The 24,636-nt window shown below is 45.0% G+C and carries 20 protein-coding genes and 1 riboswitch; of the genes, 4 read left to right on the top strand and 16 right to left on the bottom strand.

Annotated elements, in window-relative coordinates; all coding sequences use genetic code 11:
* Nucleotides 1-36 precede the first annotated feature (36 nt).
* The 10 genes from pstB to AC5SXE_RS11155 all read right to left on the bottom strand — a co-directional run bounded on the left by pstB (nucleotide 37) and on the right by AC5SXE_RS11155 (nucleotide 12,427).
* Nucleotides 37-810 carry a phosphate ABC transporter ATP-binding protein PstB gene (gene pstB, locus AC5SXE_RS11200; protein ID WP_303883710.1) on the bottom strand — a complete coding sequence of 258 codons (774 nt, stop codon included), beginning with the start codon at nucleotides 808-810 and terminating at the stop codon, nucleotides 37-39.
* A gap of 27 nt (nucleotides 811-837) precedes the next feature.
* Nucleotides 838-1,701, bottom strand: coding sequence for a phosphate ABC transporter permease PstA (gene pstA, locus AC5SXE_RS11195; protein WP_310847062.1), 864 nt, complete (start codon nucleotides 1,699-1,701; stop codon nucleotides 838-840).
* Complete coding sequence (gene pstC, locus AC5SXE_RS11190) at nucleotides 1,692-2,516, bottom strand: phosphate ABC transporter permease subunit PstC (RefSeq protein WP_433913181.1); 825 nt, start codon at nucleotides 2,514-2,516, stop codon at nucleotides 1,692-1,694. The genes pstA and pstC overlap by 10 nt, the downstream gene beginning before the upstream one ends.
* Nucleotides 2,517-2,701: 185 nt before the next feature.
* The gene (locus tag AC5SXE_RS11185; RefSeq protein WP_416358717.1) at nucleotides 2,702-3,517 is read right to left on the bottom strand and encodes a phosphate ABC transporter substrate-binding protein; all 816 of its coding nucleotides are present in this window, start codon (nucleotides 3,515-3,517) and stop codon (nucleotides 2,702-2,704) included.
* Between the two features lie 335 nt (nucleotides 3,518-3,852).
* Nucleotides 3,853-4,668 carry a phosphate ABC transporter substrate-binding protein gene (locus tag AC5SXE_RS11180; protein ID WP_332635592.1) on the bottom strand — a complete coding sequence of 272 codons (816 nt, stop codon included), beginning with the start codon at nucleotides 4,666-4,668 and terminating at the stop codon, nucleotides 3,853-3,855.
* A gap of 197 nt (nucleotides 4,669-4,865) precedes the next feature.
* A complete protein-coding gene (locus AC5SXE_RS11175; RefSeq protein WP_303883715.1) occupies nucleotides 4,866-6,221 on the bottom strand; it encodes a YjiH family protein in 1,356 nt (451 codons plus the stop codon).
* Nucleotides 6,222-6,400: 179 nt separating this feature from the next.
* On the bottom strand, nucleotides 6,401-6,685 hold the full coding sequence (locus AC5SXE_RS11170) for a hypothetical protein (RefSeq protein ID WP_310847070.1): 285 nt from the start codon (nucleotides 6,683-6,685) through the stop codon (nucleotides 6,401-6,403).
* 79 nt (nucleotides 6,686-6,764) lie between these two features.
* Nucleotides 6,765-8,609, bottom strand: coding sequence for a gamma-glutamyltransferase family protein (locus tag AC5SXE_RS11165; protein ID WP_303883717.1), 1,845 nt, complete (start codon nucleotides 8,607-8,609; stop codon nucleotides 6,765-6,767).
* A gap of 30 nt (nucleotides 8,610-8,639) precedes the next feature.
* Nucleotides 8,640-10,487, bottom strand: a complete 1,848-nt coding sequence (locus tag AC5SXE_RS11160; RefSeq protein ID WP_310847072.1) for an aldehyde ferredoxin oxidoreductase family protein — start codon at nucleotides 10,485-10,487, stop codon at nucleotides 8,640-8,642.
* A gap of 21 nt (nucleotides 10,488-10,508) precedes the next feature.
* Nucleotides 10,509-10,632: riboswitch (molybdenum cofactor riboswitch) on the bottom strand.
* 223 nt (nucleotides 10,633-10,855) lie between these two features.
* Nucleotides 10,856-12,427 (bottom strand): MBL fold metallo-hydrolase, encoded by a 1,572-nt coding sequence (locus tag AC5SXE_RS11155; RefSeq protein WP_323721185.1) that lies wholly within the window; start codon nucleotides 12,425-12,427, stop codon nucleotides 10,856-10,858.
* A gap of 221 nt (nucleotides 12,428-12,648) precedes the next feature.
* Here AC5SXE_RS11155 and AC5SXE_RS11150 point away from each other — a divergent pair, with 221 nt between their 5' ends.
* On the top strand, nucleotides 12,649-13,368 hold the full coding sequence (locus tag AC5SXE_RS11150) for an SIR2 family NAD-dependent protein deacylase (protein WP_332635587.1): 720 nt from the start codon (nucleotides 12,649-12,651) through the stop codon (nucleotides 13,366-13,368).
* A gap of 35 nt (nucleotides 13,369-13,403) precedes the next feature.
* On the opposite strand, the gene AC5SXE_RS11145 is transcribed toward AC5SXE_RS11150, so the two are convergent.
* From AC5SXE_RS11145 to AC5SXE_RS11135, 3 genes are read right to left on the bottom strand one after another with little or no spacing between them, the layout of a single operon-like run.
* Nucleotides 13,404-14,642, bottom strand: a complete 1,239-nt coding sequence (locus tag AC5SXE_RS11145; protein ID WP_303883723.1) for a glycosyltransferase — start codon at nucleotides 14,640-14,642, stop codon at nucleotides 13,404-13,406.
* 1 nt (nucleotide 14,643) lies between these two features.
* Nucleotides 14,644-15,282, bottom strand: a complete 639-nt coding sequence (locus AC5SXE_RS11140; protein WP_310847078.1) for a DUF5752 family protein — start codon at nucleotides 15,280-15,282, stop codon at nucleotides 14,644-14,646.
* The gene (locus tag AC5SXE_RS11135) at nucleotides 15,282-17,513 is read right to left on the bottom strand and encodes a bifunctional alpha,alpha-trehalose-phosphate synthase (UDP-forming)/trehalose-phosphatase (RefSeq protein WP_493917370.1); all 2,232 of its coding nucleotides are present in this window, start codon (nucleotides 17,511-17,513) and stop codon (nucleotides 15,282-15,284) included. The genes AC5SXE_RS11140 and AC5SXE_RS11135 overlap by 1 nt, the downstream gene beginning before the upstream one ends.
* Nucleotides 17,514-17,843: 330 nt before the next feature.
* Here AC5SXE_RS11135 and AC5SXE_RS11130 point away from each other — a divergent pair, with 330 nt between their 5' ends.
* The 3 genes from AC5SXE_RS11130 to AC5SXE_RS11120 all read left to right on the top strand — a co-directional run bounded on the left by AC5SXE_RS11130 (nucleotide 17,844) and on the right by AC5SXE_RS11120 (nucleotide 20,645).
* Nucleotides 17,844-19,019, top strand: a complete 1,176-nt coding sequence (locus AC5SXE_RS11130) for a putative DNA modification/repair radical SAM protein (protein ID WP_323721180.1) — start codon at nucleotides 17,844-17,846, stop codon at nucleotides 19,017-19,019.
* A 38-nt stretch (nucleotides 19,020-19,057) separates the two neighbouring features.
* Nucleotides 19,058-19,603, top strand: coding sequence for a nucleoside-triphosphatase (locus AC5SXE_RS11125; RefSeq protein ID WP_323721179.1), 546 nt, complete (start codon nucleotides 19,058-19,060; stop codon nucleotides 19,601-19,603).
* Between the two features lie 163 nt (nucleotides 19,604-19,766).
* Nucleotides 19,767-20,645, top strand: coding sequence for an MBL fold metallo-hydrolase (locus tag AC5SXE_RS11120; protein WP_323721178.1), 879 nt, complete (start codon nucleotides 19,767-19,769; stop codon nucleotides 20,643-20,645).
* A 165-nt stretch (nucleotides 20,646-20,810) separates the two neighbouring features.
* On the opposite strand, the gene AC5SXE_RS11115 is transcribed toward AC5SXE_RS11120, so the two are convergent.
* The 3 genes from AC5SXE_RS11115 to AC5SXE_RS11105 all read right to left on the bottom strand — a co-directional run bounded on the left by AC5SXE_RS11115 (nucleotide 20,811) and on the right by AC5SXE_RS11105 (nucleotide 24,498).
* Entirely contained in the window at nucleotides 20,811-22,010 is a 1,200-nt protein-coding gene (locus AC5SXE_RS11115; protein ID WP_323721177.1) for a DUF3798 domain-containing protein, read from the bottom strand.
* A 122-nt stretch (nucleotides 22,011-22,132) separates the two neighbouring features.
* The gene (locus AC5SXE_RS11110) at nucleotides 22,133-23,365 is read right to left on the bottom strand and encodes a cysteine desulfurase-like protein (protein ID WP_323721176.1); all 1,233 of its coding nucleotides are present in this window, start codon (nucleotides 23,363-23,365) and stop codon (nucleotides 22,133-22,135) included.
* A 26-nt stretch (nucleotides 23,366-23,391) separates the two neighbouring features.
* Entirely contained in the window at nucleotides 23,392-24,498 is a 1,107-nt protein-coding gene (locus AC5SXE_RS11105; protein WP_323721175.1) for a M24 family metallopeptidase, read from the bottom strand.
* Nucleotides 24,499-24,636 lie beyond the last annotated feature (138 nt).

Genomic DNA, 24,636 nt, shown 5'->3' with positions numbered 1-24,636 from the left:
TTTCTGTTATTGAAGATTAGAGGAGAATTTGATAATTTATCCGAAACGTCCTGTAATATAATCTGCTGTACGTTGATCCTCCGGTGCAGTAAATATCTTTTCGGTAGGTTCCACTTCGATTAATTCGCCCATCAGGAAGAAAGCTGTTACATCCGATATTCTAGCAGCTTGTTGCATATTGTGTGTCACAATAACGATTGTGAAATATTTTTTTAAGTTTCGTATTAATTGCTCAATACGCGCAGTTGCCAGAGGATCAAGAGCAGAAGTTGGTTCATCCATCAAAAGTACTTCGGGTTTTACTGCTATTGCCCTTGCCACGCATAGACGTTGTTGTTGACCTCCCGATAAAGATAAAGCTGATCTCGTCAAAATGCCTTTTACCTCATCCCACAAAGCCGCTGACCTTAGACTGCTTTCAACAATTTCGTCCAATTTCTCCCTGTCTTTAATGCCGTGAAGCCTGGGTCCAAAGGCCACGTTATCGTAAATTGACATGGGAAAGGGGTTGGGGCGTTGAAATACCATCCCTACTTTTTTCCTTAGCTCAATCAATTCGACATTAGAAGAATAAATATTTAGGCCGTCTAAATAAACGTTTCCTTCAACTCTAGTATTTGGTATGAAATCGTTCATTCGATTGAGACATCTTAAAAAACTGCTCTTTCCACAACCAGAAGGCCCTATGAGTGCAGTGACACTTTGGTTGTATATATGCATATTTATGTTTTTTAATGCCGGACTATCGCCATAATATAGACTTAAGTTTTCCACTTTAATTTTTACGTTATTCATAGAATCAATAACCATTTTTCCTGCCCTTCCTTCGTTACATTGTTACATCAGATAGTCTCTACGACTTAGTTTTGCACGCATTATTACACCAATTAAGGTAATCCCGAGGACTAGGGCCATTAAGACTAAAATAGCTCCGTATTGTAAGGGGCGTGTTTTATCGATAAAGGTGCCAGCAGTTGCCAAGACGTATACATGGAACGGCAGTGCCATTACTTCATCGAATAAGCTTTTGGCAATTCCCGGAGTGAAAAAGGCAGCGCCGGTAAACATGATGGGCGCCGTTTCGCCGGCTACTCTTCCCACGGATAAAATTGCCCCGGTAAGCACTGATGGCAAAGCTGCGGGTATAACCACCTTGCTGATGGTTTGCCATTTAGTAGCTCCGAGAGCGTAAGCTGCATCCCTTAGGCTTTGTGGTACGGCTTGCAAGGCTGTCTCTGCTGCCCCGACTATAAGCGGGAGAGCCAAACAACCCAAGGTTAATCCTGCCGACAAAAGGGATGGTTTAAATCTCAATAATATGCAAAAAAATGACAGGCCAAATAAGCCGTAAACTACCGATGGGATGCCGGCTAAGCTCCTTATGGCCAATCTAAGAGTTGTAGTATAGATGTCTTCCTTTGCATACTCAACCAAATAAATTGCAGTACACACGCCAACAGGAAGGGAGAACATCATGGACACGATAATAAGCTGCAACGTACCTATGAGTGGAGTCAAAATCCCTCCCTCAGTCATGGAATTGCGGGGTGGCTGCGTTAAAAATTCTATTGATATAGCACCAATCCCTTGGGTCACTATAAAAGCCAAAATGCTTAATAAAACTATAATGACCAATATCATTGAGCTCCATAAAACGTATGTTAATAACCTATCCTTGAACTTTCTAGCGTTCAACGCCATTGCCACCTCCAGCGTTTTTCGATCCAAATAGCTGTTAAGTTAAGGATTAACGTCATTAATAAAAGAAGTAAACCGGCAAAAAATAGAGCATGATAATGGGGTGAACCAACGGGTGTTTCGCCCATCTCAGCTGCTATGGTGGAAGTTAGAGGCCTTACTGGATCAAAGAGGCTCTCGGGAATAATGGCAGCGCCGCCAGCCGCCATTAAAACGACCATTGTTTCGCCAACTCCCCTCATCATCCCTAGTAGACATGCTTGAAGAATTCCCGGGAGTGCAGCCGGCAAGACAACTTTTGAGATTGTTTCTTCCCTGGTAGCCCCAAGGGCAAAGGCAGCCGCTCTAATATCTGTGGGAACAGAGGAAATTGCATCATCAGCGAGCGAGCCGGTGATAGGAATTATAAGAAGGCCTAACAGAATGGATGCGTTGAACAAATTGAGCCCCGTCAGCAAATCAAAAGAGTTTTGAAGCCATGGAGCTATGATGACCATTCCTAAAAAACCAAGAACTACAGAGGGTAGAAATCCTAAGATTTCAAGGGTTGGTTTTAATATGTTTCTCAATGTTTTAGGACATACCTCTGATAAAAATAAGGACACCAAGATGCTGATCGGAAGGGCAATGAGGGAAGACAAAAGAGTTACCGCCAAAGAACCTGCTATTAAGGGCAGCATGCCAAACTCGGGAGGCGAATAGGTTGGATACCAATAAAGACCGAACAATAAGTCCTTTAGTGTAGTAGATTTTAATATGGGTATGCCCTCTTTCGCAAGAAAAAATAATATAAAGATGAGAATAAATATACCGATCATGGCTATTGTGCTAATGGTTATTTTAGCTATGAAATCTGTCGCCTTAAGATCTTTCAACCTCACGGTCCTCCTTGATTAAACTGGATAAAAAAATTTTTATAGCTTTTTCCTCGGAAAGACAATTGATGACTGTGATATGGATTTAAACGAGATTAAATTGGTTTTTCAATGATTTACATTGTTTTTTATCGAATCGTAACAAATCCGGTTCTTTCAACAATCTTTTGGCCTTCGTCGCTCAAGATAAAGTTGATAAAACGCAACGTTTCACCCTGAGGCCACCCTCTGGTGAACATGAACAAATATCGGGATATGGGAAATTCGCCTGTACGAACGGTCTCGGGAGTTGCTTCAACGTCTTCCACTTTCAGGCCTTTCACATATTTATTCATATACCCGATTCCTATGTAGCTAATCGCTAACCTATTTTGAGAGACTGCTTGGACGATTGCTCCACTCGAGGCCATAATTTGTGCTCTGGGAGTTACTTTGGCGCCTTTCATGACCTTTTCATCCCAAATTTCAAATGTACCTGAACTGGTGTCCCTCGTTATTACGGCTATTCCTTTGTCCGGACCACCAACTTCCTTCCAGTTCGTTATTTTCCCGATGTATATATCCCTTAATTGTTCTAAAGTTAAATTATCGACCGGATTTTCAGGGTGAACGATAGGGATTATTGCATCTATTGCCACTCCAAATGGGACGGGGTAGGCGCCTTTTTTAAAGGCCATTTCAGCTTCTTCCACTTCTATAAACCTGGATGAATTGGCTATATCGCATGTCCCGTCTATTAGAGCTTTGATTCCGTTTCCGCTTCCTTCACCTGAGAGCGAACATTTAATATCGGGATAAAGAGCTACGTAACTTTCTATGACCGCCTGCGCTATTGGTAGCACTGTAGTCGAACCTTTTATTATAAGACTTGAAGCTTCAGCGATATTGTTCAACAGGCTTAGCATTAGAATTACCGTTGTAAGTAAAGTTATCGATTTTTTCACCAGGCCATTCCTCCCATCTTGCTTAAGATGGCTTCATGGATTTCCGCATAAATTTTAGCATAACTATGTAGCGTATTTTTTACAGTTATGTAACGATTATGTAACCCTTCCAGGTTTGAAAAAGTATGAATATATTCCTGCTGTGTGAAGTTTAAAATTATTAGATAGATTGTTTTTCTGATGCCGGCGTCGCAGTTTTGGTTGTACCAAATTCCATTAGAGCTTTCGGTTTGAGAAATTAGAGAGCTTAACTGTCGGGAATTTACCCAAACTGTGGCTTAACTATGAAGCTATATGATAACGGCTTAGGTAAATTCCCGACCTCTTGTCTTTAACTACCGAATCGGGACAAACCCTGTATCTGCCACGATTTTCTGCCCCTCATCGCTTAAGACGAAATTGATGAACCTCATCGTCTCTCCCGTCGGCCATCCTCGCGTAAACATGAAAAGATATCTTGAAATCGGGTACTCTCCGGTACGGGCCGTCTCTACACTTGCCTCTATGTTTTCAACATTTAAGCCCTTTAGGCTCTCGTTTAGATACCCTATCCCGATGTAACCGATGGCCGATTGATTTGTCGCAACTACCTGTACGATTGCACCATTTGAGGCCATGACCTGTGCTTTAGGTGTTACTTTGTCACCCTTCATGACCTTTTCTTCCCAGACTTCGTATGTGCCAGAGCTGGTATCCCGCGTCAGCACGGCGATCGGTTTGTCGGGCCCCCCAACTTCTTTCCAGTTAGTTATTTTGCCGTTATAAATATCCCTCAGTTGCTGCAACGTGAGGTTGTTCGCTGAATTATCGGGATGAACTACGGGAACTATTGCATCTATTGCCACCCCAAAGGGCACAGGATAAGCGCCCTTTTCGAAAGCTAATTTTACTTCCTCCAATTTAATGAACCTGGAGGAATTGGCTATCTCACACGTTCCGTCTATTAACGCCTTGATTCCATTTCCGCTTCCTTCCCCGGAGATAGAAAATTCTGTATCGGGGTAAAGCGCTTTGTATTTTTCCATAGCTGCCTGAGCTATGGGCAACACCGTGGTAGATCCCTTTAAGGTAAGGCTTGCTGCCAAAGCTCCGTTACCAAACGCACCAAGTATCAAAATTGCTGCAAGTAACGACATCACCAATTTTTTCATGATTTACCCCTCCAATTTTTATTTTTAACTTTCAGATGAATGATAACAAAAGGAAGTAACGCATTTATCGCTATGACGTAACAAAATCGTGACATTGACTTAAACCTATATTAATGAGGGGTTTGGCAACAAAAAAGGCAGAGACGAAATCTCTGCCTTTTTATGTGCAATTTGAGCAGAAAAAGAAAATAACAATATCAACAGAACAACCACACAAAGGGGGCTAATAAAAACACTGAAAGCACAGCCCTTATAAAATATATGGCCGTGAGTTCCCAAAAATTTAAAGGTATAGAGGAATTTAATATCAAAACTCCGATCTCGGTCATATAAATTATTCCGGTTGCAGATATGCAGGCACACATAAATTTGCCAGCAACAGTGGTACAGGTCGCTCCAATAACTGCAGCCAAAAATTGATCGGCAAAGGCAAGCACAAAGGCAGGCGCCACTTTGAAAGCTTCGGGAATTCTGACCAACTCCAACAACCACTCAAAGGGCAAAGAAATCCACTGAAATACGGGAGTATAAGTTGCAATGATGAGCACAATGGTACCCCAAGACACGACAAGCGGCATGGTGCTAACGACAAGAAAAGAAAAGGTTTGATAGCAAGTTTTGATTATTGTATTGATACCTTCCTTTTTAGCCCTCTCAACGGCGGAGGCCAAAGCCCATTCGCTCAATGAATACCCCGCAGGAATTTCCCTTTCAGGTATTTGTTGTCCTGACCTCCCCGAGTACGTATCAGGTATGTTTTTAAGGGGCCATATGCGTGGTGCCAATATGGCAAGGATTAGAGACACGATGTAAATGGCAATAAGAATTTGAAAATACATGTGGGGCAAACCAACGAAATCGGCCATCACATAAATATAGGCAACACTTATGACGGAAAAAGATGTAGCGATAATAGACGCTTCACGATCGCTATAATACCCTGCGTCATGTAATCTTGTGGTAATTACGACCCCTACGGAGTTACTTCCAAGCCACGACGCTAAACAATCAATGGCTGACCTTCCGGGAAGCTTAAACAGAGGCTGCATCAGTGGCCGAGCCAAAGTTCCGACGTATTCCATTAATCCGAAGTCCGTTAAAAGCGAAACCGCAGCAGCCAAAACGCTAAAAATCACCAACAAAGAAGGAGCCAGCACCAATGCAGGCGTTCCTCCGGTATCCATGCTCCATATAGCCTCAGGTCCTATCTTGTAAAAAATCATTATGAAAAATATTGCCCCCGCAAGTCTAGAAACAAACCAAAGGGGACCCACCACAAAGAGGTCCTTAAAAAATTGGTTTTTCATGATGGAACTCGGCTTTAAAAGCGTTGCATACACCGTGATAATAGCACTTAACACGACTAAAATCATTGCCGTAACCGTTAAAAACGGTTTAAAGGCATCTTTAGCCCAATCGATGATGATTCCTAATACAGTGTTGAGAGTTCCATCTTGGGGAACGGGGACCAAGAAAAGGAAAATTCCCAATAATGAAGGGATCAAAAAACGCATAATTTCAGCAGTACTGTACTTTCGATTTGACGCATTCATATACCTGCACCCCTAACTATATTAAATGCAATTCCTCGCAAACTATGATCCATATAATTCGTTCCAGGTCAAGTGGTTAAACAAAGATTAATCTTTATTTCAGGATAACAGACATCTCACTGCGTAATTTCTCGTCGATAAATGTCCTTAGGGCAATTCGACCCAACACCCAGCCACCTTTAAGCAGGGCAGCGGTGGCTCACGTTGCCAATATCGGACGATCCCTCAGGATCTGAACACCTTTCAAGTTGTATCCCAAGGTCTCGATATATATTCTCTACATTGATGAATGCGGGGACCAAGGTAATATATAAAACGATGTAAGAGATCGTTATTCCAATGGTAAACCATAGCTGTGATATCCCCCTTATGTAATACCAGCCTGTGTAACCTACAACCGATGCGGCACCTACTATCGTCGTTAATAACGTAAAAAATAACGTTATACCGCCCATTCTTAGCATAGCTGGGAAATGCTACTCCGCCTTTCCCAGCTATGCTGTACAAGTGTCACGTTACTAACCTGGCAGAATACTTTTGCTCTTACAACACCCCGATCACAGTACCTTCTCGGCGGGAATCAGCTCCGCCGTAAATTTTGCCACTTTCTAGGTCTATGACGATGCTCTGAACGCTACCTTGAACGGTGGGCTCCTCCTTGAATTTATGCCCGCGGGCCTCTAGCTCAATTCGTACTGATTTGGGTATTCCCCTCTCCCAGCTTACCTCGGGATATTTTGAGCTCATGAAACGCGGGGCATCGATGGCCCTTTGTATGCTCATACCGTGATCCAGCAGGTTTGTGATCACTTCCAGCACCGTTACGATGATGGTTGATCCGCCCGGCGAACCTACGCTAAAGGCTGGTTTTCCACCTTTAAACACTATCGTCGGAGTCATGCTGCTTCGAGGACGTTTGTGAGGCTCTACTTGGTTGATACCGCCTGGGGTAAAATCGAAATCGGTCATTTCGTTGTTGAGCATGAAGCCATATCCGGGCACCATCATTCCGCTGCCGAAAGCTTCTTCTATTGTAGTAGTGTAAGATACCATGTTGCCCCATTTATCCAACACAGTAAAATGGGTTGTCTCCCCCCTTTCGTCCAAGGCAGAAACAGTTTGAAAGGCTTTAGCCTGTTTACGATCCTCATACTTCCAGGGATCCCCAGGTTGAACGTCTTTATTTGCAGCTTTCATGTCTATCAAGGCACGGCGTTCTTCAATATATTTGGGATTTAAATACCCTTTATACGGGATATCCACGAAGTCACTGTCCGCCAAATATTCGCCACGATCCGCATAGGCCAAATGCATGGTCTCTATCATGAGATGCATGGTATCAGCTCTGTATGGACCCATTGACTTTAAATCGAAGCCTTCCAATATTTTGAGCATCTGCAGGAGCGTAAGCCCTCCAGAGCTGGGTGGGCACATGGTCACGATCTCATAACCGCGATAAGTGCCTCGCACGGGCTCCCGCAAAGCTACCTCGTAGCCAGCCAGATCTTCCATCGTCATTCGCCCATGACGTGACCGCACTGTTTCGACGACTGCTTTCCCGATTTCACCGGCATGCTCTGCTATCTTTTTTTCATCGAATTTTGCCTTGATCGCCCCTTTAATTTCGTCTGTATCTTTGAGGCCCTTTAACGCCAATAGATCACCAGATCCGTCCGGGATCTTGCCGTAGAAAACCGCCGGACCGTAATCCCTTATGAGCTTAAATGTCTTCGCCAGGTCAGGCTGGAGTAAAAAAGTCCCCTCAGGCAAAGGTTCTCCCTTGGGCGCGAACACTTTTTTGGCTGCATCGTTAAACTTTTTCATTTCCTCTTTTATGCTTTCTGCCAAAGGACGATTGATCTTGTGACCATTTTCAGCTAGCTCGATTGCAGGTTCGATCAGATCTGCCCAAGGCAACGTGCCGTAAAGTTCGTACGCTTTATAAAGGCCCATCAAAGTGCCCGGCACACCCACGGAATTACCGGAACGTACGGCATCCGCAAATTCCATGGGGGTGCCATCTTCTTTTAGGAACATATCTGGCGTTGCAGCGGAAGGCGCCTTTTCCCTTGAGTCGATGATGAGGACTTTATTCTCATCGGCAAGGTAGATCATCATAAAACCTCCGCCCCCAATGCCGCTCATCATAGGTTCCACTACGTTTAGGGCAAATTGAACCGCTATAGCAGCATCCACGGCATTGCCGCCCTTTGCCAATATTTGAGCTCCCACTTGAGAAGACAGGGGATGGGCCGTTGAGACCATCGCGCTATAGGGTGATGGCGCTCCTACCGGAACCCCCGGCGATGCTGCCAAAGCAAAGGTAGAAATAGACATGCAAAACAACAACACTAAACATACCCCAAACCCAATTTTCCAACTCTTCATTTTCCTCTCCTCCTTTGCCTTACATCTCTTTCAAAGCCCAAGTTCGTCAAGTTTTTGTCGTGTAGGTATCCCTTGCGAATCCCACCCCTTGGCCTCGTAAATGAGGTCGAGCAACCTATCCTGGTTTACAACACACCCCTTGGCAGGACCGTCCGGTGCAGGCTCTTTGCTGAATCGTTCAGGTAAATAATCGTCTTTTCTGGTGAAGCCCTCTCTCACATTAAATAACCGTTCCTGGTTAAGGACTCGTTCGCTGATCTTAAAAAGATCTTTATATGAGCATTCCATTCCCGTAGCACTGCTAAAAAGCTCTGCCCAAGTCTCTGCTTTTATAGCAAGAGTTATGCTCGTAAACAAACATACACCCAGCAAGTTGGTCGCCATGAAATATTCTTCTAAAGGCTTGACCCATGCCTTATTCTCCTCGCTAAGGGGATCAACGTGCTCAAATACACCCACCTCTTCTTCCAAATAGCCAAAGGCATCGATTATTGCGCCGTAGGGCCTTAAGTGATCCGCTCCACGGGGCGAAATCATGTGCGATAAGGCTTCGCCCTTGCTGGCCCTGACTCCGTCAGCAGCCATTTCAAGGCCCTTCACGTGCATGACGTATTTCTCTGCATCCCCTCCGATTTCTTTCGCTGCTCGGAGAGACCCTTCCCCCAAAAGTGTTGCAAATGCCCCTTTTCGCAATGCAATACGTTCCACGAGCTCCACTATGGCGTCTCCGTTTCCCCAGGTAAGCTCTAAGCCTTCGGTGGTCGTAGCGTCAATTATGCCCTTTTCGTACCATTCCATCGCTGTAGCGATCACTTGGCCAGCAGATATGACGTCAAGCCCAGCGTCGTTAGAAATGTAATTCGCAACAGTGATGGAATAAAGATCAGTGTTGCCCAATTTTTGCCCGAAAGCCGCAACGGTTTCATATTCCGGGCCTGTACCAGAAAGTCCTTTGTACTTCCCTTCAGGAATCCTCGTCCTGCGCACGCAACCTATGGGACAGTTGTAACAACGGTCCTGTTTTACCTCTAACTTTCTGTGATAAGCTTCATATCCGATCTCTTTGTCGAAATCTGTTGTAGTGCGTTGCCAATTATATGCTGGCACCAGGCCAAGCGCGTTCATTGAATCGAAAAAAGATGGAGTCCCGTATTTCATTAATTCATCTCTTACAAAGGCTTCGGCAAAAAGTTCTTGGATGGCCTTCTTGACTGCTGCATCGAACCTTTCGGGGTCATGAACAGGAAGGCGATCGGCTGAACCGTAAACGGCAACGGCCTTTAGGTTTTTGGACCCCATCACGGCGCCACCGCCTCCACGACCTGCAGCATGATCATTCCCCATCATAACTGCAGCGTATCGGACAAGCCTTTCGCCGCTAGCTCCGATACAGGCAACCTCCGCTTTGGGATTTCCGGTCTCCTTTCTTATGGCCTCCTCGGTATGACCGGTGCTTTTACCCCAGAGTTTTTCCGCGCAGTGAAAGGTCACTTCGTCATCATTGATGAAAATGTAGGTTGGCGATTCGGCGCGCCCGTGTATCACGAGCATATCGTAACCTGCCCTTTTAAGCTGCGGCGCCCATGCTCCGCCCGCATTGGCTGCCCCGATCGTCCCAGTCAAAGGCGACTTGAACATCACTACCGTTCTCCCGCAAGAAGGCGCCTTGGTATCGGTAAGAGGACCACAAATAAACAGAAGCTTGTTATCTTCACTTAAAGGATCTACGTTTTCTGGAAGGTTCAAGGAAAGGTATTTAGCTCCAAATCCCTCTCCGCCTATGTAGTTTAAAACCCATTCATCCGGAATTTGCTCGACCCAGTACTTCTTTTCGGTAAGATTCACATTTAAGATCTTCCCATTGTAGCAGTTATACACTTTACTCCCCCTCCTCGGATAGGCACACTCATTTGTTTTCCTTTCCAAAGATGGGAGGCATAACCGTTTCCCGCTATGCCCTATCGGCTGGCAGCCATCTCCTTGACTTGCGAGGAAGGCCGACAACTCGGAAAACATGGTACATAACGTACCGTCTTAGACTACCGCACCAACTCCTTCAATAAGTCATAGTCTGGATCTTCTGTCTGCTTTCCAGGTAACGTCCTCTCAGTCTTTTGACTCACCTCCTAACCCACAAAAACTTGCCTTATGTTTTTATAGTTAATTTACGTATTAATTATAACTCTGAACAGCACTTCAATCACATTTTTTCGTAAAGGCTATTTTAAGCATTGTAAGAACATTAGTTAGTCTAACTCCAGGGAAAGTCCTTGGTGTGGCACAATCACCCTGGTCAGCCCATCAAAGCGACGGAAAAACTCAGTATTTTCTGTATGCACAGGAACAAGAACCTCGGGTTGCAGCGTTTCCACCAATTCTTCTATCCCTGGGCCGTGGATGTGGCCACTGGCATGAAACCCCGACTTCTCTCTGTCCTTGCCCAAAGCGCCGTACAGTTTGAAACCAAAGAATTTTATCCAGTTACATACCTTTTCGTGATCAAGTAGCATCTCTTCATTGAAAGCCTCACTAGAGGAGTAGATGTAAGTCCCGCATTTTGGTTCGATATCCAGCAAGGCGTGGAAGTCGTAGTAGGAGAAACACAGAATTAAGCTTCCCTGCTCAGCTTTAACCCTTCCTGCATCCATCAACCTTTCGGGGGCGCGCTCCCTAAACATGGCAAGCAACTCTTCCTCCCACTTTTGGCGCACAGCCTTGGGACGAGCATATAGGGCTATTCTGTCATCTTTGTAGGGGTCAGGAACAGAGAGTTCATCCGCCGCACGCAGGGCTTCGAGCAAATATACATCCTTTGGGGTGAGAACCAGCAATCTGTCAGTCTCCCTGGCTATTTCCAGAAACGACAGCAGCCGCTCGACATTCCTGGGGCCGAAGTCAGCCACCACCAGGCCGTTGGTCTCCTTTACAACCTGAAAACAGTTGGCGGCCACTTGTTCCTCCGTTACTGGTCTCTCAACCATGGGGTGCGTTCCCTCGCAGATGAGCGCCCTGGGTTTGAGCTTGGCAGCTTCATTAATAAAGCGCTCGCTCAGACACCCTCGTTTACCATGGAGCCTGATATCTCCAGTATATACCACCCAACCCGCCGAAGTTTTCACAGCAAAAGCCCCTGCGCCAGGTATGGAGTGATCGACGGGCCAGAAGCGCACCTCAAGGTTTGCTATCTCAGCAACGTCCCCGCATCCCTCTAACTGCCGGCAGTCCAACTCCCGAGAAGTTCTGCAACGTTCCCAAAATTTATGCGCAGCGGGGGGTATGATATCCTTACCGAAGACATGATAGGGACGCTGATAGTACGGTACCTTCTTGTAGTGGGTCGTTTTCAGCAAGTCATCCTTTAATTCCCGCGGAGCCGTATAACATATTTCCTGTAATCTGGCTCCCCCACCTGTATCCTGCAGGGCCTTGCAAACAACTGCACTAGTGATGCTAGTAAATATCGGAATGTCCTCCCTGAGATAGGAAAGATACCCGCAGTGATCAAAATGGGCATGGGAAAGGAGAACTCCCTGTGCTTCTATCTCTTTGAACAGCGGATGGCCGGAGAATCTTTCCCATACGCCGGGATACTCTAGGTCGGAACGATAAATGCCCATAAGCGGGGGCAGCATGCCAAAGACCAGTAGATCCATGAATCCAAAGGTGCTTCGGGGCTGGAGGAATTCGTCAAAGTACATTCCTTCGGCCTTAAAGTTGGTGCCAAAATCCATGAAAAGGCCCACTCCGCTGTCTTCCAGCAGTATCTTATTGCCACCAATGCAATTCGTCCCATCGTAAAAGGTCATTTTAAGTGACAAAATCATCAACCCTCCTGTTTATTTTCACAAATACTTTGAGAAAACCTTAGGGTAGTCCTTTTTGTTGCAGAGTAACCTTTCCTATTGCTTGCTTAGTCCCTTTTTACATACTATACTGTACATTGCAGTAAACCAAGTGAAACAAAGCAAAAGTATGACTGGTTTTCAGCTATATTTTTCGCAAATTGTCTACAAATATTTTCTTCAAGGGTGAAGTACAAATGGATGTATTAGAACGCATTGCGGATCACCTAAGGAAAAAAGAGGTGGTAGTCTTAACTGGCGCAGGGATGAGCACGGCTTCGGGGTTGCCCGACTTTCGCGGTGACCAAGGGCTATGGAAAAACCGTGATCCTAGACAATTGGCTTCGATAGAAGCGATGAGACACAATCCTGAGGAATTTTATGAATTTTACCGCTACAGAATCCAAGCGCTGCTTGGGGTCAAACCGAACAAAGGACATGAAATTCTTGCCAAATGGGAACGTGAGGGATTGCTTTTAGGCATCATAACCCAAAATGTAGATCGCCTGCACCAACAGGCAGGGTCAGCGAAAGTGTACGAGCTTCACGGGAACCTTCGAGAGGTTCTTTGCTCGCTCTGCGGAAGGACATTCGACAGCGTCACGCTTCTAGATCAAATCGAGTGCCCTGAGTGCAACGGTGCCCTGAGACCAAAAGTCGTGTTGTTCGGAGAACTCCTTCCCCAGGAGGCATTGGCAAAAGCTCATGAACTTTCTATGACATGCAGCTGTTTTCTCGTATTAGGATCATCCCTGGAAGTCTCACCTGCCAATCAATACCCTGTCATGGCCAAACGAAAAGGTGCCAAACTTTTCATCGTAAACAGAACCCCTACCCCCTTTGACGACTTAGCTGACGGCGTAATACACGACGACATCACGAAGACGCTTCAAATCATCGATCAAAACCTAATGTGAACACCCTCGTCACGCGTCACTTTAAAACTCAAACATTAAAGACCCATTTCATTCAAACCAACTATATCGTCTTCGTGATATAACGACAAAAAGAGGAGTAAATAGTCGCGAATATGCCTTGTTATGAGAAAGTTGTTTTTAATGTGTTCTTTGCCATTCAAGGCTAATCTTTGAGCATAGCCGGGTTCATATAAAAGTTGTTTTAGATAATGTACCGTTCCGTCAATAGAGTGGGTGAGGATCCCGGAATATTTATGTGCGATTTGAAGGGGGATTCCGCCAACCGCCGAGGCGATCACCGGTTTTGCCTTCCACAGACCTTCCGCAACTGTGAGGCCGAATCCTTCTTTGAGCGACTTTTGTAAAATCACGCTTGAAGCCCTTTGAAGCGCATTGATCTCGATATCGCTGGCAGGCGGAAGGAGCAGCACATGTATGTCAGGATCATCTGCAGCGGCATTCTTAACATCTTCTAGGACTTTGGCTCCTTCCGGGTCATCGGTGGCGCCTCCGCCTGCAAGAACGAGCTGGCAATCGATATGCTTTTTGACCCTCTTATACACCTCGATAACGCCTATGGGGTCCTTTAAATAATCAAAACGAGAGATTTGCGTCACTATGGGGCGAGTTCTGTCGATACCGAAGCGATCCAACACGGAATTTATCACTTCCTGAGGCAATTCCCTATTTTTATCGCTTAAGGGATCTATGGAGGGAGAGATCAAAACTTGAGGTATGCTCAACTTCCTCGCAAAGGCCGGCGCTGAAAACACTGCGCTATCATATTTTTCGATATATAACTTTAGAAAAGCCATAACTTCTTCCTTGGGAGTAGTAAAATCAATGTGACATCTCCACACCCACTTTTTGCCCAGGGTCTCTTTCTGTTCAACCAGGGCAATTGGCTGAGGGTCGTGGATGAACAAGATATCACCGCAAAGATCCATTTCTTTGGCATTTTGTCGGTTAACTTCCTGAAAGTACATGAGCTCTTTGAGCGACACCTCTACGTCAACGCCGTGCAAGGCGTTGTGCATCTTTTTCGTAATGTTAAAAAACTTCTCGTCACCCTTAATTACGTCCCAACGAGCATCCACTCCGAGTTGTCTTAAAAGATTTATCATCCGAGACAGAATCTCTGCTACTCCTCCGCCTACGGCAGTGGAATTTACATTCTGAATGACCTTGCCCTTGAGTTTATCGGCAAGTAAAAATAGCTCATCGATAACAGCTTGTCCCACTATTGAAGAATAATCTTTAATGTTTGCCATCATTTCAATCATCTCTCCCCAATATTCTGATGATTTTCTGCCTCAAGCCCTCGAGAGTAAAGGCGTAAGGGTCCAACCTCGATATTTGATCAGCCAATTTTTCCTCTCCGATATTCCTCAGCCAGGCAGAAAAATCGTTCTCTCTTCTTTGGTAGCGCAATTTAGGCTCAAAAATATGAAAGCAAAGTGAATTAATATGCACCTTCTCCAGATCTTCCCTTAACTCGTCCACGTCTTTTGCGATGAACGGCGTGGGATACACAAAAGTCTTGCAGTCAAAAAAGTGAAATTCATGTCCCTCAATGCAATCGCTAATGTATTCCCCGCTTAATATATGATTTTCAAGTCTTGTGACATATTCCTTTCTGAGATCTTCCAGGGAGTCTATGTTAATGATATCTACGCTTGTAATGCTTTCTCCCAGCTCTCTTAGTCCCAGAATATTAGTTATCCAGTAAGCAAAATCGTTAGGAGGCTCGGGAGAAACTCGATAATGCTGTTGGAGAAATCTGTGGGTGTGATAATATATCGAAGATGAGGGCACCTTTTTAATACCTTCAAGTAGCTGAATTGGATTCCTTGATTTTATGCCAAGCAACATGACGCAATGAGCCTCGGAAAAAAAGCGAAATGCTTTCTCCATTACCCTTCACTCCTCGCGCAGTTATTTATTTCCTTTAATAACTTCCTAACATCTTTATAACTCATCACATTAGATCTTGCACTAGAAGGCACCATTCCCACTCTTATCGTCCAAGCTGAAGGCGGCAAACTTCGGAAAAAGTCCTCGTCTGTCCTGTCATCTCCTATGGCCAGGACGAAATCGTAATCCGCCTTCGAAAGGAAATAAAGAGCAGCTTTTCCCTTATCAATTCCAGCATTTCTAATTTCTATCACTTTACTGCCTTGCATTACCTGAACATTCGTATTAGCAGTAAATCGCAACAAAATATCCGTCAACTCCCTTGCTACATCTGCGGCGTGTTCGGGATCGGCCTTACGATAATGCCAGCTTAGAGAATATTCCTTCTCTTCGACGAAAGAACCAGGAACTTTATCAGCATATTGCATTAACAGAGGAAGTAGCTCTCTTTTCCAATCAGAGCTTACAGGCCTGAGCAACTCCCAATCCTTTCCCTTTTCTTTAATCCAAACGCCATGCTCAGCCACGAAGCCGGCGTCAAGATCTTCTAACCACGACTGAAGGACAGCCCTTTCCCTGCCACTTATAATCACAATGTCCACCCCATCAATTTCAGACAACTCTTGCAGAAGCTTCAAAAGCTCGGCTGGTGGAGCTGCCTTCGCGGGATCCCCTACAAAAGGCACCAAGGTTCCATCGTAATCGAGCAATAATATGCGCCGTTTAGCCCTTTCGAAGGTGTCTAATAATTCTTTTTTTGCATTTGCATTAAGCATCCTGGTTTGAAACCTTTTTTGCTCACTTTTAATGCCCTCTAATTCGTCTATAAAACTGGTTGCCCACTTGACTACGTCGTAATTTTTTAACCTATTTTGCATGACGCCAATTCGTTTTTTTTGTTCCTTTAAGGGCATTTCAAGCGCTTCCCGGATGGCAGAAGCAATCTCTTCCCTGTCGTTCGGGTTGATCAAAATAGCTTCACCCAGCTCCTTTGAAGCGCCTGCAAACTCGCTTAGAATCAACACGCCCGGCATATCCTTCCTTGAGGCCACGTACTCTTTTGATACTAGGTTCATTCCGTCTCTCAAGGGCGTAATTAAAGCGACATCGCTCATGCTGTAGAGGGCAACCAGTTGATGAAACGGAACGTGGCCGTATTTATATATGATGGGCATCCAGTTGATCGTTCCAAACCTGCCGTTAATGCTGCCAACCATCTCGTCAATTTTGGTCTTGATGGCCTGATACCGATCAACGCCGATCCTGGAAGGAACAACGACGAGCAGTAAGACCATCTTCTCGTGCCATTGCGGGTTTTCCTTTAGGAAAAGTTCAAAGCCCTCGAGCCGGTTTAAAAGCCCTTTTGAATAATCGAGCCTATCGACCGAAATTATCGTTTTCAGGCCCGAAAGAGTATCTTCAAGCTTTTTCCTTTCTGTTTCGGTTTCTTTGGAGCTCACGGCGTTATGAAATCTGAAGAAATCTATGCCCATGGGAAATGTGTCGGCCTTAACCAACCTATCGCCCACGAACATTTTGCCCATGCTGGCTTCAATTCCCAATATGCGCAGCACCGATCTCAAAAAATATTGAGTGTAGTCGTGAGTATGGAATCCTATCAGGTCTGCACCCAAAAGCCCCTCCAATATCCCCGATGCCCATTTTTTGTGCAAAAGGCGAAAGAGCTCATAAGACGGAAAGGGAATGTGAAGGAAAAACCCGATGGAAGCTCCCGGCATCTTACGCCTGATCATGCTGGGAAGCAGCATTAGATGGTAGTCATGGATCCACAGTATATCATTTGGGCGCAACACTTCCATGATGGCATCGCAAAAATATTCATTGACCACCTTATAAGATTCCCAACTTTCCTTTTCGTAGACGACGTAACTTGGGAAATAATGAAACAAGGGCCATATCGTTTTGTTGCAGAAACCGTGATAAAAGGCCTCCATGGCCTCCTCTCGCACGAACACAGGATGGGCATTGAAATTACTGGCTGCAATTTCTCTTATGTAATCTTTATGCTCGTCTTTTATGGATGCCCCGGGCCATCCAAGCCATACATACTCAACCAGCTCCGTAAAAGCTGAGTGCTGCAGCGAGTCAAGATAGGCGCTCAAGCCCGTCACTAATCCTCCTGCACTCGCCTTTAACTCCAATTTTCCCTCATCCTCCACCACAGTAAAGGGTAACCTGTTGGAAGCAATTATCAGCCTGGCATCGGCCACTCAACCTCGCCTCCTTTTGTGCTACTTTCTATCACATTCTTATCGTTCTTGTCAAGGAAGCGCAGTTTAATTATTTAATTTGTAATGCTATATTTCAATGATGCTCAAAAGATAGATATTTACCCGTTTAATTATAATCGATAGCAAAGCAGTCAGAATATCTGCTCGTTCCAATAAACTGACCCCTGTCGTGAAATACCATGAACTGCTTCGCTGCCACGATCATTTCAAACAGCCACAACAAGCAAAATATTTTTTAGTTAGACGCAAAACAGGTTAAGGAGTAAGATAAAAATGAAAGGGAGTTGTAAAAGGAGATCTTCAAGGGCCATGAAAATCGAAAGGAAGTTGGCGATACTTGCCCAGGCCGCCAAATACGACAGGGTGTGCGGAAAGGGCAAAGAAGAAATTCAAAGAAAAGCACTGCACAACGATATGAGGGACTTTATTTTCTACAGCCCTTGTGCCAGCGGGAGATATATGCCCCTTTTAAAGGTACTTTTTACGAATTATTGCATCAATGACTGCCTGTATTGTTACAACAGGCGCTCTAACGATATAGAAAGAGCGGCTTTTGAACCTCAAGAACTGGCACACGCGACTTACGAACTCTACAGAAAAAACTACATAGAAGGTCTGTTTTTAAGCTCAGGTATCTTTAAAAATTCGGATTACACTATGGAACTAATGATTTTGACTGTCCAAATCCTCAGAAAGGTGTACGGTTTTAAAGGATACATCCATTTAAAGATCATCCCCGGCGCTTCTTTCGACTTAGTAAAAAAAGCTATTAGATTTGCAGACAGGGTAAGCTGTAACATCGAGCTTCCCACGGAAGGCAGCTTAAGACTTTTAGCTCCGGAAAAATCGAAAAATGACATCCTTGGAGCTTTAAGATCTGCTAGAAATTACACACTGGAGCTGGAAAAACACATCTCCGCTTCGACGCAGTTGATAATCGGGGCGACGCCAGAAACGGATAAAACGATCCTTCAGCTTTCCCACGAACTTTACGCGAATAAGCTGGTAAAGCGAGTTTACTACTCTGCCTATATCCCAATCAACTCAAACGACATCTTGCCCCAGATAGAACAACCTCCACTCTTGAGGGAACACAGGTTATATCAGGCAGATTGGCTCATGAGGTTTTACGGCTTCAAGGCGGAAGACATATTCGAAGGCTCTGAGGATCTCTCGCAAGACATGGATCCCAAGATGTGCTGGGCTTTGAGGAACATGCATCTGTTTCCCGTTGACATCAAGAAGGCCCCCTACGAAAAGCTCATACTGGTGCCGGGCATAGGCCCGAAAACGGCCAAAAAGATAATAAAAGCCAGGCGCGAAGGCTACCTGGACGAACAGGGATTAAAGGTGCTTGGCACGTCCCTTAAACGGGCCAGAAACTTCATAACGATCGGCGGAAAACCGTTGCCAAAGGAGCCTCCTTCACAAAAACGGCCCAAAAAGGCTCCGCGTCCTTCTTCAAAACAGCTCGTCTTATTTTAGGCGGAAATATTAATAAAGGAGGGCAAACGATTAGCGCAATGCCCGCGAAGAACATACTCATCACCGGCCGCCCCGGAGTGGGAAAAACCACCCTGATATTTAGACTGATCGAGCAGATCAATTTGCCCTGCGTGGGCTTTTACACGGCAGAAATAAGGGAAAGCGGAAGGAGAATGGGCTTTGAAGCGATAGCCCTACACGGTCCTAAACTCATCATGTCCCACGTCGACATTAAAAGCCCCTATAGAGTAAGCAAATACGGTGTGGACGTAGCGAACTTTGAACGATTCTTAAAAGAAATTCCTTTCTTCGACCCCAAATATGCTTTTATCGTAATAGACGAGATAGGAAAGATGGAATGTTTCTCGCCCTTGTTTAAAAAATTGATCTTAAAGCTACTGGATCACGATACACCTTTAATAGCCACGATCGCTTTAAGGGGAGACGCCTTCATCGAATCCATAAAGACAAGGCATGACGTTCATGTTTACACCGTTACGTATGACAATAGGAATAAACTTGCCATGGAATTATATCCAGTTCTCAAAGAACTTGCGAAAGGCCGCAATAAAGAGGCAAATTAACTCCTTTGACATCTTTCAAACTTTTATGGAAAGGCTGTGCTTTGAGGCTACGTAAAGCATTTATTTCTGTCTGAATTTATTTTGACCATTACGCTTCATCTGAGACTAAAATAGATACATGATAACACAAAGGAAGACAACGAAATAAACAGGGGTGAATTACATGAAAGGTGTGAACTCACTAAAGATAACCGTTTTGATGGATGATGCCGTTCCGGGAAATACAGACCTCGTTGCTCAACATGGCGCTTCGTTCTTCTTGGAGATAGAGGCTGAGAAAGATAAAATGTGCGTGCTTGTGGACGTAGGTCAGTCTTCAAAAGCTCTTTTTCATAACATGAGCAGGTTGGACATTGACCCCGAGAGTATCGACATTTTAGTTTTAACACATTGCCACTACGATCACACTGGGGCGCTCGTCGATCTGCTTCGAGCTTCGAAGAAAAAAGACCTGCCAGTCATAGCGCATCCTACGCTTTTTCGGCCTCACTTTGCTTGCAAACCCGTCATCAGCTATATTGGAGTCCCGCAAGGAAACGGGCCTTTGGAAATCGAATCGGCGGGAGGAAAGTTACTGCTATCGAAAGATCCTGTCCAATTACGCGAGGGCGTCATCGTTTTAGGCGAAATCCCCAGAAAAACGGATTTCGAAGAGCCCAGCATTAACGCAATTACCATCGAAGAAGGCCGTGTGAAAAAAGACATGCTTTTCGATGACACCGCTCTTGCAGTAAACGTCGAAGGACACGGCATCGTCATTGTGACGGGCTGTTCCCATTCCGGCATAGTAAACATCGCCCTTCGAGCCAAGGACATCTTCCCGGGCATCCCAATAGAAGGCATATTAGGAGGTTTTCACTTAAAAGACGTCGATTCCGAACACATCGAAAAAACCGTATCGCAGCTTGCTTCCTTAAAACCCAGCTGGATAGCGGCAGGACATTGCACGGGGTTTGATGCGATGGTAGCTTTCAAAAACTATTTCGGCGACGATTTTACCCCTCTTCACGTAGGCAAAACAGTGACCATACCAAAATCGTAAAATATGCCGAGTTGCTCGCGACAAAAGCCCTTTTGGGACTTATGACATGCCAGTTATGCCCAGAAATGTAACCCTTTGGGTATTTTTGTAATCTAATAAAAAGAGGGGAAAATTTCCCCTCTTTTTATTACACTTATCGGATTAATTTATCTGTTAGATAATTTTCTATTTTATTGAAAGGTATTTCTGCGGGACCTCAAGTTCGGTCATGCCAAGATATCCTTTTCCAAAGACGTACGTGTCCTGATAAACCATGATGTAATTTGCCCTCTCAATTCCAGTGCCAATGTCTATGTAGCGACTCCCATTGAGTTTTATGCCGGGAGTAATTCCCTTACTGGCAGCAATGAGATCCTCGATGGTTAATTTCGCGTTTCCTTCGACTAGCCTCTTTGCTAACTCACCTAAACTCGCCGTAATAACATAAGCATGGGAGTAAACCCACGTGCCCAGTCGTCCGCTGGCGCCTTTCTCAACGATGACCTCTTCTATCTTTTTAACCATCGCCGGGAAATCGCCCTTCTCAGCCGTCAGGTCCAGGCCCAACGCTCCGGGATATCCCATAAGAGGAGAAGGATAATCGGCCTCCACGAAATATCCCCCATAATTTACTACCTGCCTTATCAAAGGCTCTGTATGTGCATCGTTGGTGCAGAAAAATGCCGTGTCCTTCCCGTACTTTTCAAGCCATGCAGGTACTTTCTCCAGTATGAACTGCTGGGCACCGGCCACTCCCACGTCGCTTACGGGATCAGGAGCCGTCTCAAAATGAAACTTCAAGCCTATATCGTTGCATGTCGCTTCCATGATATTACGCCTTCTGGACAGCAGCTCGTAGCTCATGTGTCTTGGAAAGGAGATGTGAACAAAGTTCTTGGCGCCCATCTTCTGAGCAGCAACGGGAATCAGATAACCTCTATATATATCGTTCGCGTTTACCGTCAAATCGGCTATTGATCCTATAACGCCGGGGTCTTCTTGAGAATTACCGGCCAAGCATATAATGTCCGGCCTTTTTTCCTTAATCCTCCTGTAAGCCTCTGTGGTTCCAGGTACTGCAGTGCTGGCAATGATCGCTTTCATCATTGGGTCGTCAGAAAGACCGACTAGCTGGCTGATCGTGGTCTCCATTTCCTGCATGAAGTTATCGGGGTAGGTGACGTGTTTTATCATACCTCCGTGGGCTTCATCGCCATATATCTCCATTAGCTTCTCGGCTCCGCGCAGCTCGTCTTCTTGTTGGGAAACAGTGCCAGTCATGATACCAATGTGAAAGGGTGCTGCCGCTTCGGCCAAACCACACCCGCATAAAGCAACCAATGCAACTGCTGCAAGTATTGCAGCAAGGCTTCTAAGCTTGCTCATAAGATCTTCCTCCTTTACAAATTATAAAACATTATATTAGCTCCATAGACAATTATCGCACCAGATAAGGTTAGGGTCAATTTTTTAAGTGATTATAAAGGCATATTAGTATGCTTTTAAGATCACCTTGCGCTTAATTTTTGAAGTGCTTTTATTAGTCGATCGATTTCCTCCTTTGTATTGTAAAGAGAAATGCCGATCCTGGTTACGCCGCCCTGCTCGAGCAATCCCAATACTTCTATCGGCCTTATGGCATAAAAATGGCCATCCCAGGCAAGTATTCCCTCTTCGTTCAAGCTTTTGCACACTTCTATTGGATTTAAACCTTCAAACGTAAATGATATGGTGGGAGCGCGATGCCTCTCATCAAAGGAAGGACCGTAAATTGTAACGCCGGGGATATCTCCCAAACATTTATAGGCATAAAGAGCTAATTCGTGCTCATAAGAAGAGATCCTTTCCATGGCGGAAACTATTTTTTCTCTTAAAGTATCGCCTTCTCCATAGGTAGAAATATACTCAACTGTTGCTTTTACTCCAGCTATACCCTCGTGATTTAATGTGCCCGTCTCAATGCGATAAGGAGCACTGTGATCTTGCGTGCAGACCCTTTCGCAATCAAGCTGCTCAAGCAATCCTTCTTTAGCGTACAAAATCCCGACATGCGGCCCGTAAAACTTATAAGCAGAACAAAGCAGAAAATCCACGCCCAAGGACTTGACATCTATGGGAAAGTGGGGAACGAAGTGTACAGCATCGACCAAAAGATATGCTCCAACTTTATAAGTCCAACGCCTTACCGTGGATACGTCATTGACCGTACCTAGGGCATTAGAGGAAAAACCCATTGCAACGAGGCGCGTGTTTTCCGTTATTTTCTTACGAAAATCGTCCATGTCAAGCGTGCCGTTCGGAAGCAGTTTCACTTCACGTACCACAACCCCACGCTCTCTTAGCCTTAACCAGGGGCCACGATTTGCCTCATGATCCAATTGAGTGATAAGAACCTCGTCACCGGGATGCAAGGACTCCTCTAAAGCCCTGCTCAAGGCGTAGTTCAGCGTCGTCATGTTCTGGCCAAAAGAAATTGTATCGCCATTTTCGGTTCCCAAAAAGGCTGCAACGGTTTCTCTGGCTTCTGCAATTAATTCGTCCGATTCAATAGAAGTGACGAAATAGCCTTGTGCGTTAGCGTTGCAATTTGTAAAATAATCCGTGACGGCATCAATTACAGCCTGAGGTACTTGCGTTCCCCCAGGACCGTCAAGATAGGCCAAAGTGTGGCCGTTGTAAGTGCGAGCAAGGGAAGGAAAATCTTTTCTGCGCGATTCAAACAGTTGAGATAGTTTATCCATTAATTTAGCCTCCTATCGTTAATTTCTTAATCCATTACTACAAATAATTCCATAGGGATATCTGCCGTAAGCCTTTGAGCCCCGCTATCCGTCACAAGATAATCGTCTTCAACCCTCATGCCGCCATAACCTTCTATGTAAATTCCAGGCTCGACAGTTACGACATCACCCTCTTCAAGCACATCAGCTGATTTAGATGACAACCTTGGTATTTCGTGCACCTCGAGGCCGATGCCATGCCCCAAGCTGTGGGTAAAATACTTGTCCAGACCTCTATCGGCTAGAACTTGCCTAGCCGTCATATCTACCTCCCTGGCAGCAACTCCAGGTTTTATCTTTGAAGCAGCTTTAATATGAGCCATGCACAATATGCTATGGATTTCTATGGCCTTTCTCGACGGAGCACCCATATAGATATTTCTCGTTATATCGGAAACGTAACCTTCATATCTGGCGCCGAAATCAATTGTTGCCCACTCACCCTTTTGCCATTCCTTAGAAGTAGCCCTGCCATGAGGAAGGGCAGATCTTACACCCGAAGCAACAATGAAATCTGCACTACCCCAGCCACCCTCGGCCCCCAAAATCTTCATCTCATATTCTAGTTTAGCTGCCACTTCCGCCTCCTTAATGCCAGGCTTTAGATCATTTAAAACATTTAAGAAAGCCTTGCTCGCTTGCTCTGAAGCTATCTTAATCAGATCAACCTCTTCTTTTGACTTTTTGCGCCTGCAGGAAGCCAAAATATCCGACACGTCGACCAAGGCAAAACCGAGTCCGGATAATTTCAGATACAGATAACTTGGCAGGGTCTTTGTGTTAATACCTACCGTTTTAGCGCCTAAATCCCTCAACATGGACTCTACGAGAAAAATATCTTCTTTGTCACCTTTATCTATTACAGAAAAAGGGGATTGCCCCCTTGCCTGTAAAATGTACCTACTATCAGTTATCAAGAATTTTTCATTTTGACCGAAGACAAAAATGCCGCTTGTGCCCCTAAAACCAGAAAAATAATAAAGATCTTCCCATCCGATTCCCTCGACGTTAAAAAGCACTACGGCGTCAACTCCGTTTTTCCGCAGGCTCTTTTCCACCCGGTTGTGCCTCTCAAGAATCAACTTGCGATCCATTGCATATCTTTGCTCCTTTTCAAACCAGATTTATTGACATGGTTTCACGTGAAAAATACCATGGTTTCAGCCTATCAAGCGATGTTCACATGGAGACAAAACAAAGAACTAAGCTTAGAGATTGGCTTGTTTTATTTT

It is taken from the genome of Acetomicrobium sp. (assembly GCF_059026225.1).
This window is presented reverse-complemented; position numbering and strand designations above follow the sequence as displayed.

Bases quoted from the DNA above. Each gene is read 5' to 3' on its own strand.
- AC5SXE_RS11175 (WP_303883715.1), bottom strand. From the start codon at position 6,221: ATGAATGCGTCAAATCGAAAGTACAGTACTGCTGAAATTATGCGTTTT.
- AC5SXE_RS11180 (WP_332635592.1), bottom strand. From the start codon at position 4,668: ATGAAAAAATTGGTGATGTCGTTACTTGCAGCAATTTTGATACTTGGT.
- AC5SXE_RS11115 (WP_323721177.1), bottom strand. From the start codon at position 22,010: ATGAGCAAGCTTAGAAGCCTTGCTGCAATACTTGCAGCAGTTGCATTG.
- pstA (WP_310847062.1), bottom strand. From the start codon at position 1,701: ATGGCGTTGAACGCTAGAAAGTTCAAGGATAGGTTATTAACATACGTT.
- AC5SXE_RS11150 (WP_332635587.1), top strand. From the start codon at position 12,649: ATGGATGTATTAGAACGCATTGCGGATCACCTAAGGAAAAAAGAGGTG.
- AC5SXE_RS11125 (WP_323721179.1), top strand. From the start codon at position 19,058: ATGCCCGCGAAGAACATACTCATCACCGGCCGCCCCGGAGTGGGAAAA.
- AC5SXE_RS11110 (WP_323721176.1), bottom strand. From the start codon at position 23,365: ATGGATAAACTATCTCAACTGTTTGAATCGCGCAGAAAAGATTTTCCT.
- pstC (WP_433913181.1), bottom strand. From the start codon at position 2,516: ATGATCGGTATATTTATTCTCATCTTTATATTATTTTTTCTTGCGAAA.
- AC5SXE_RS11145 (WP_303883723.1), bottom strand. From the start codon at position 14,642: ATGATGGCAAACATTAAAGATTATTCTTCAATAGTGGGACAAGCTGTT.
- AC5SXE_RS11130 (WP_323721180.1), top strand. From the start codon at position 17,844: ATGAAAATCGAAAGGAAGTTGGCGATACTTGCCCAGGCCGCCAAATAC.
- AC5SXE_RS11140 (WP_310847078.1), bottom strand. From the start codon at position 15,282: ATGGAGAAAGCATTTCGCTTTTTTTCCGAGGCTCATTGCGTCATGTTG.
- AC5SXE_RS11170 (WP_310847070.1), bottom strand. From the start codon at position 6,685: ATGCTAAGAATGGGCGGTATAACGTTATTTTTTACGTTATTAACGACG.
- AC5SXE_RS11105 (WP_323721175.1), bottom strand. From the start codon at position 24,498: ATGGATCGCAAGTTGATTCTTGAGAGGCACAACCGGGTGGAAAAGAGC.
- AC5SXE_RS11165 (WP_303883717.1), bottom strand. From the start codon at position 8,609: ATGAAGAGTTGGAAAATTGGGTTTGGGGTATGTTTAGTGTTGTTGTTT.
- AC5SXE_RS11120 (WP_323721178.1), top strand. From the start codon at position 19,767: ATGAAAGGTGTGAACTCACTAAAGATAACCGTTTTGATGGATGATGCC.
- pstB (WP_303883710.1), bottom strand. From the start codon at position 810: ATGGTTATTGATTCTATGAATAACGTAAAAATTAAAGTGGAAAACTTA.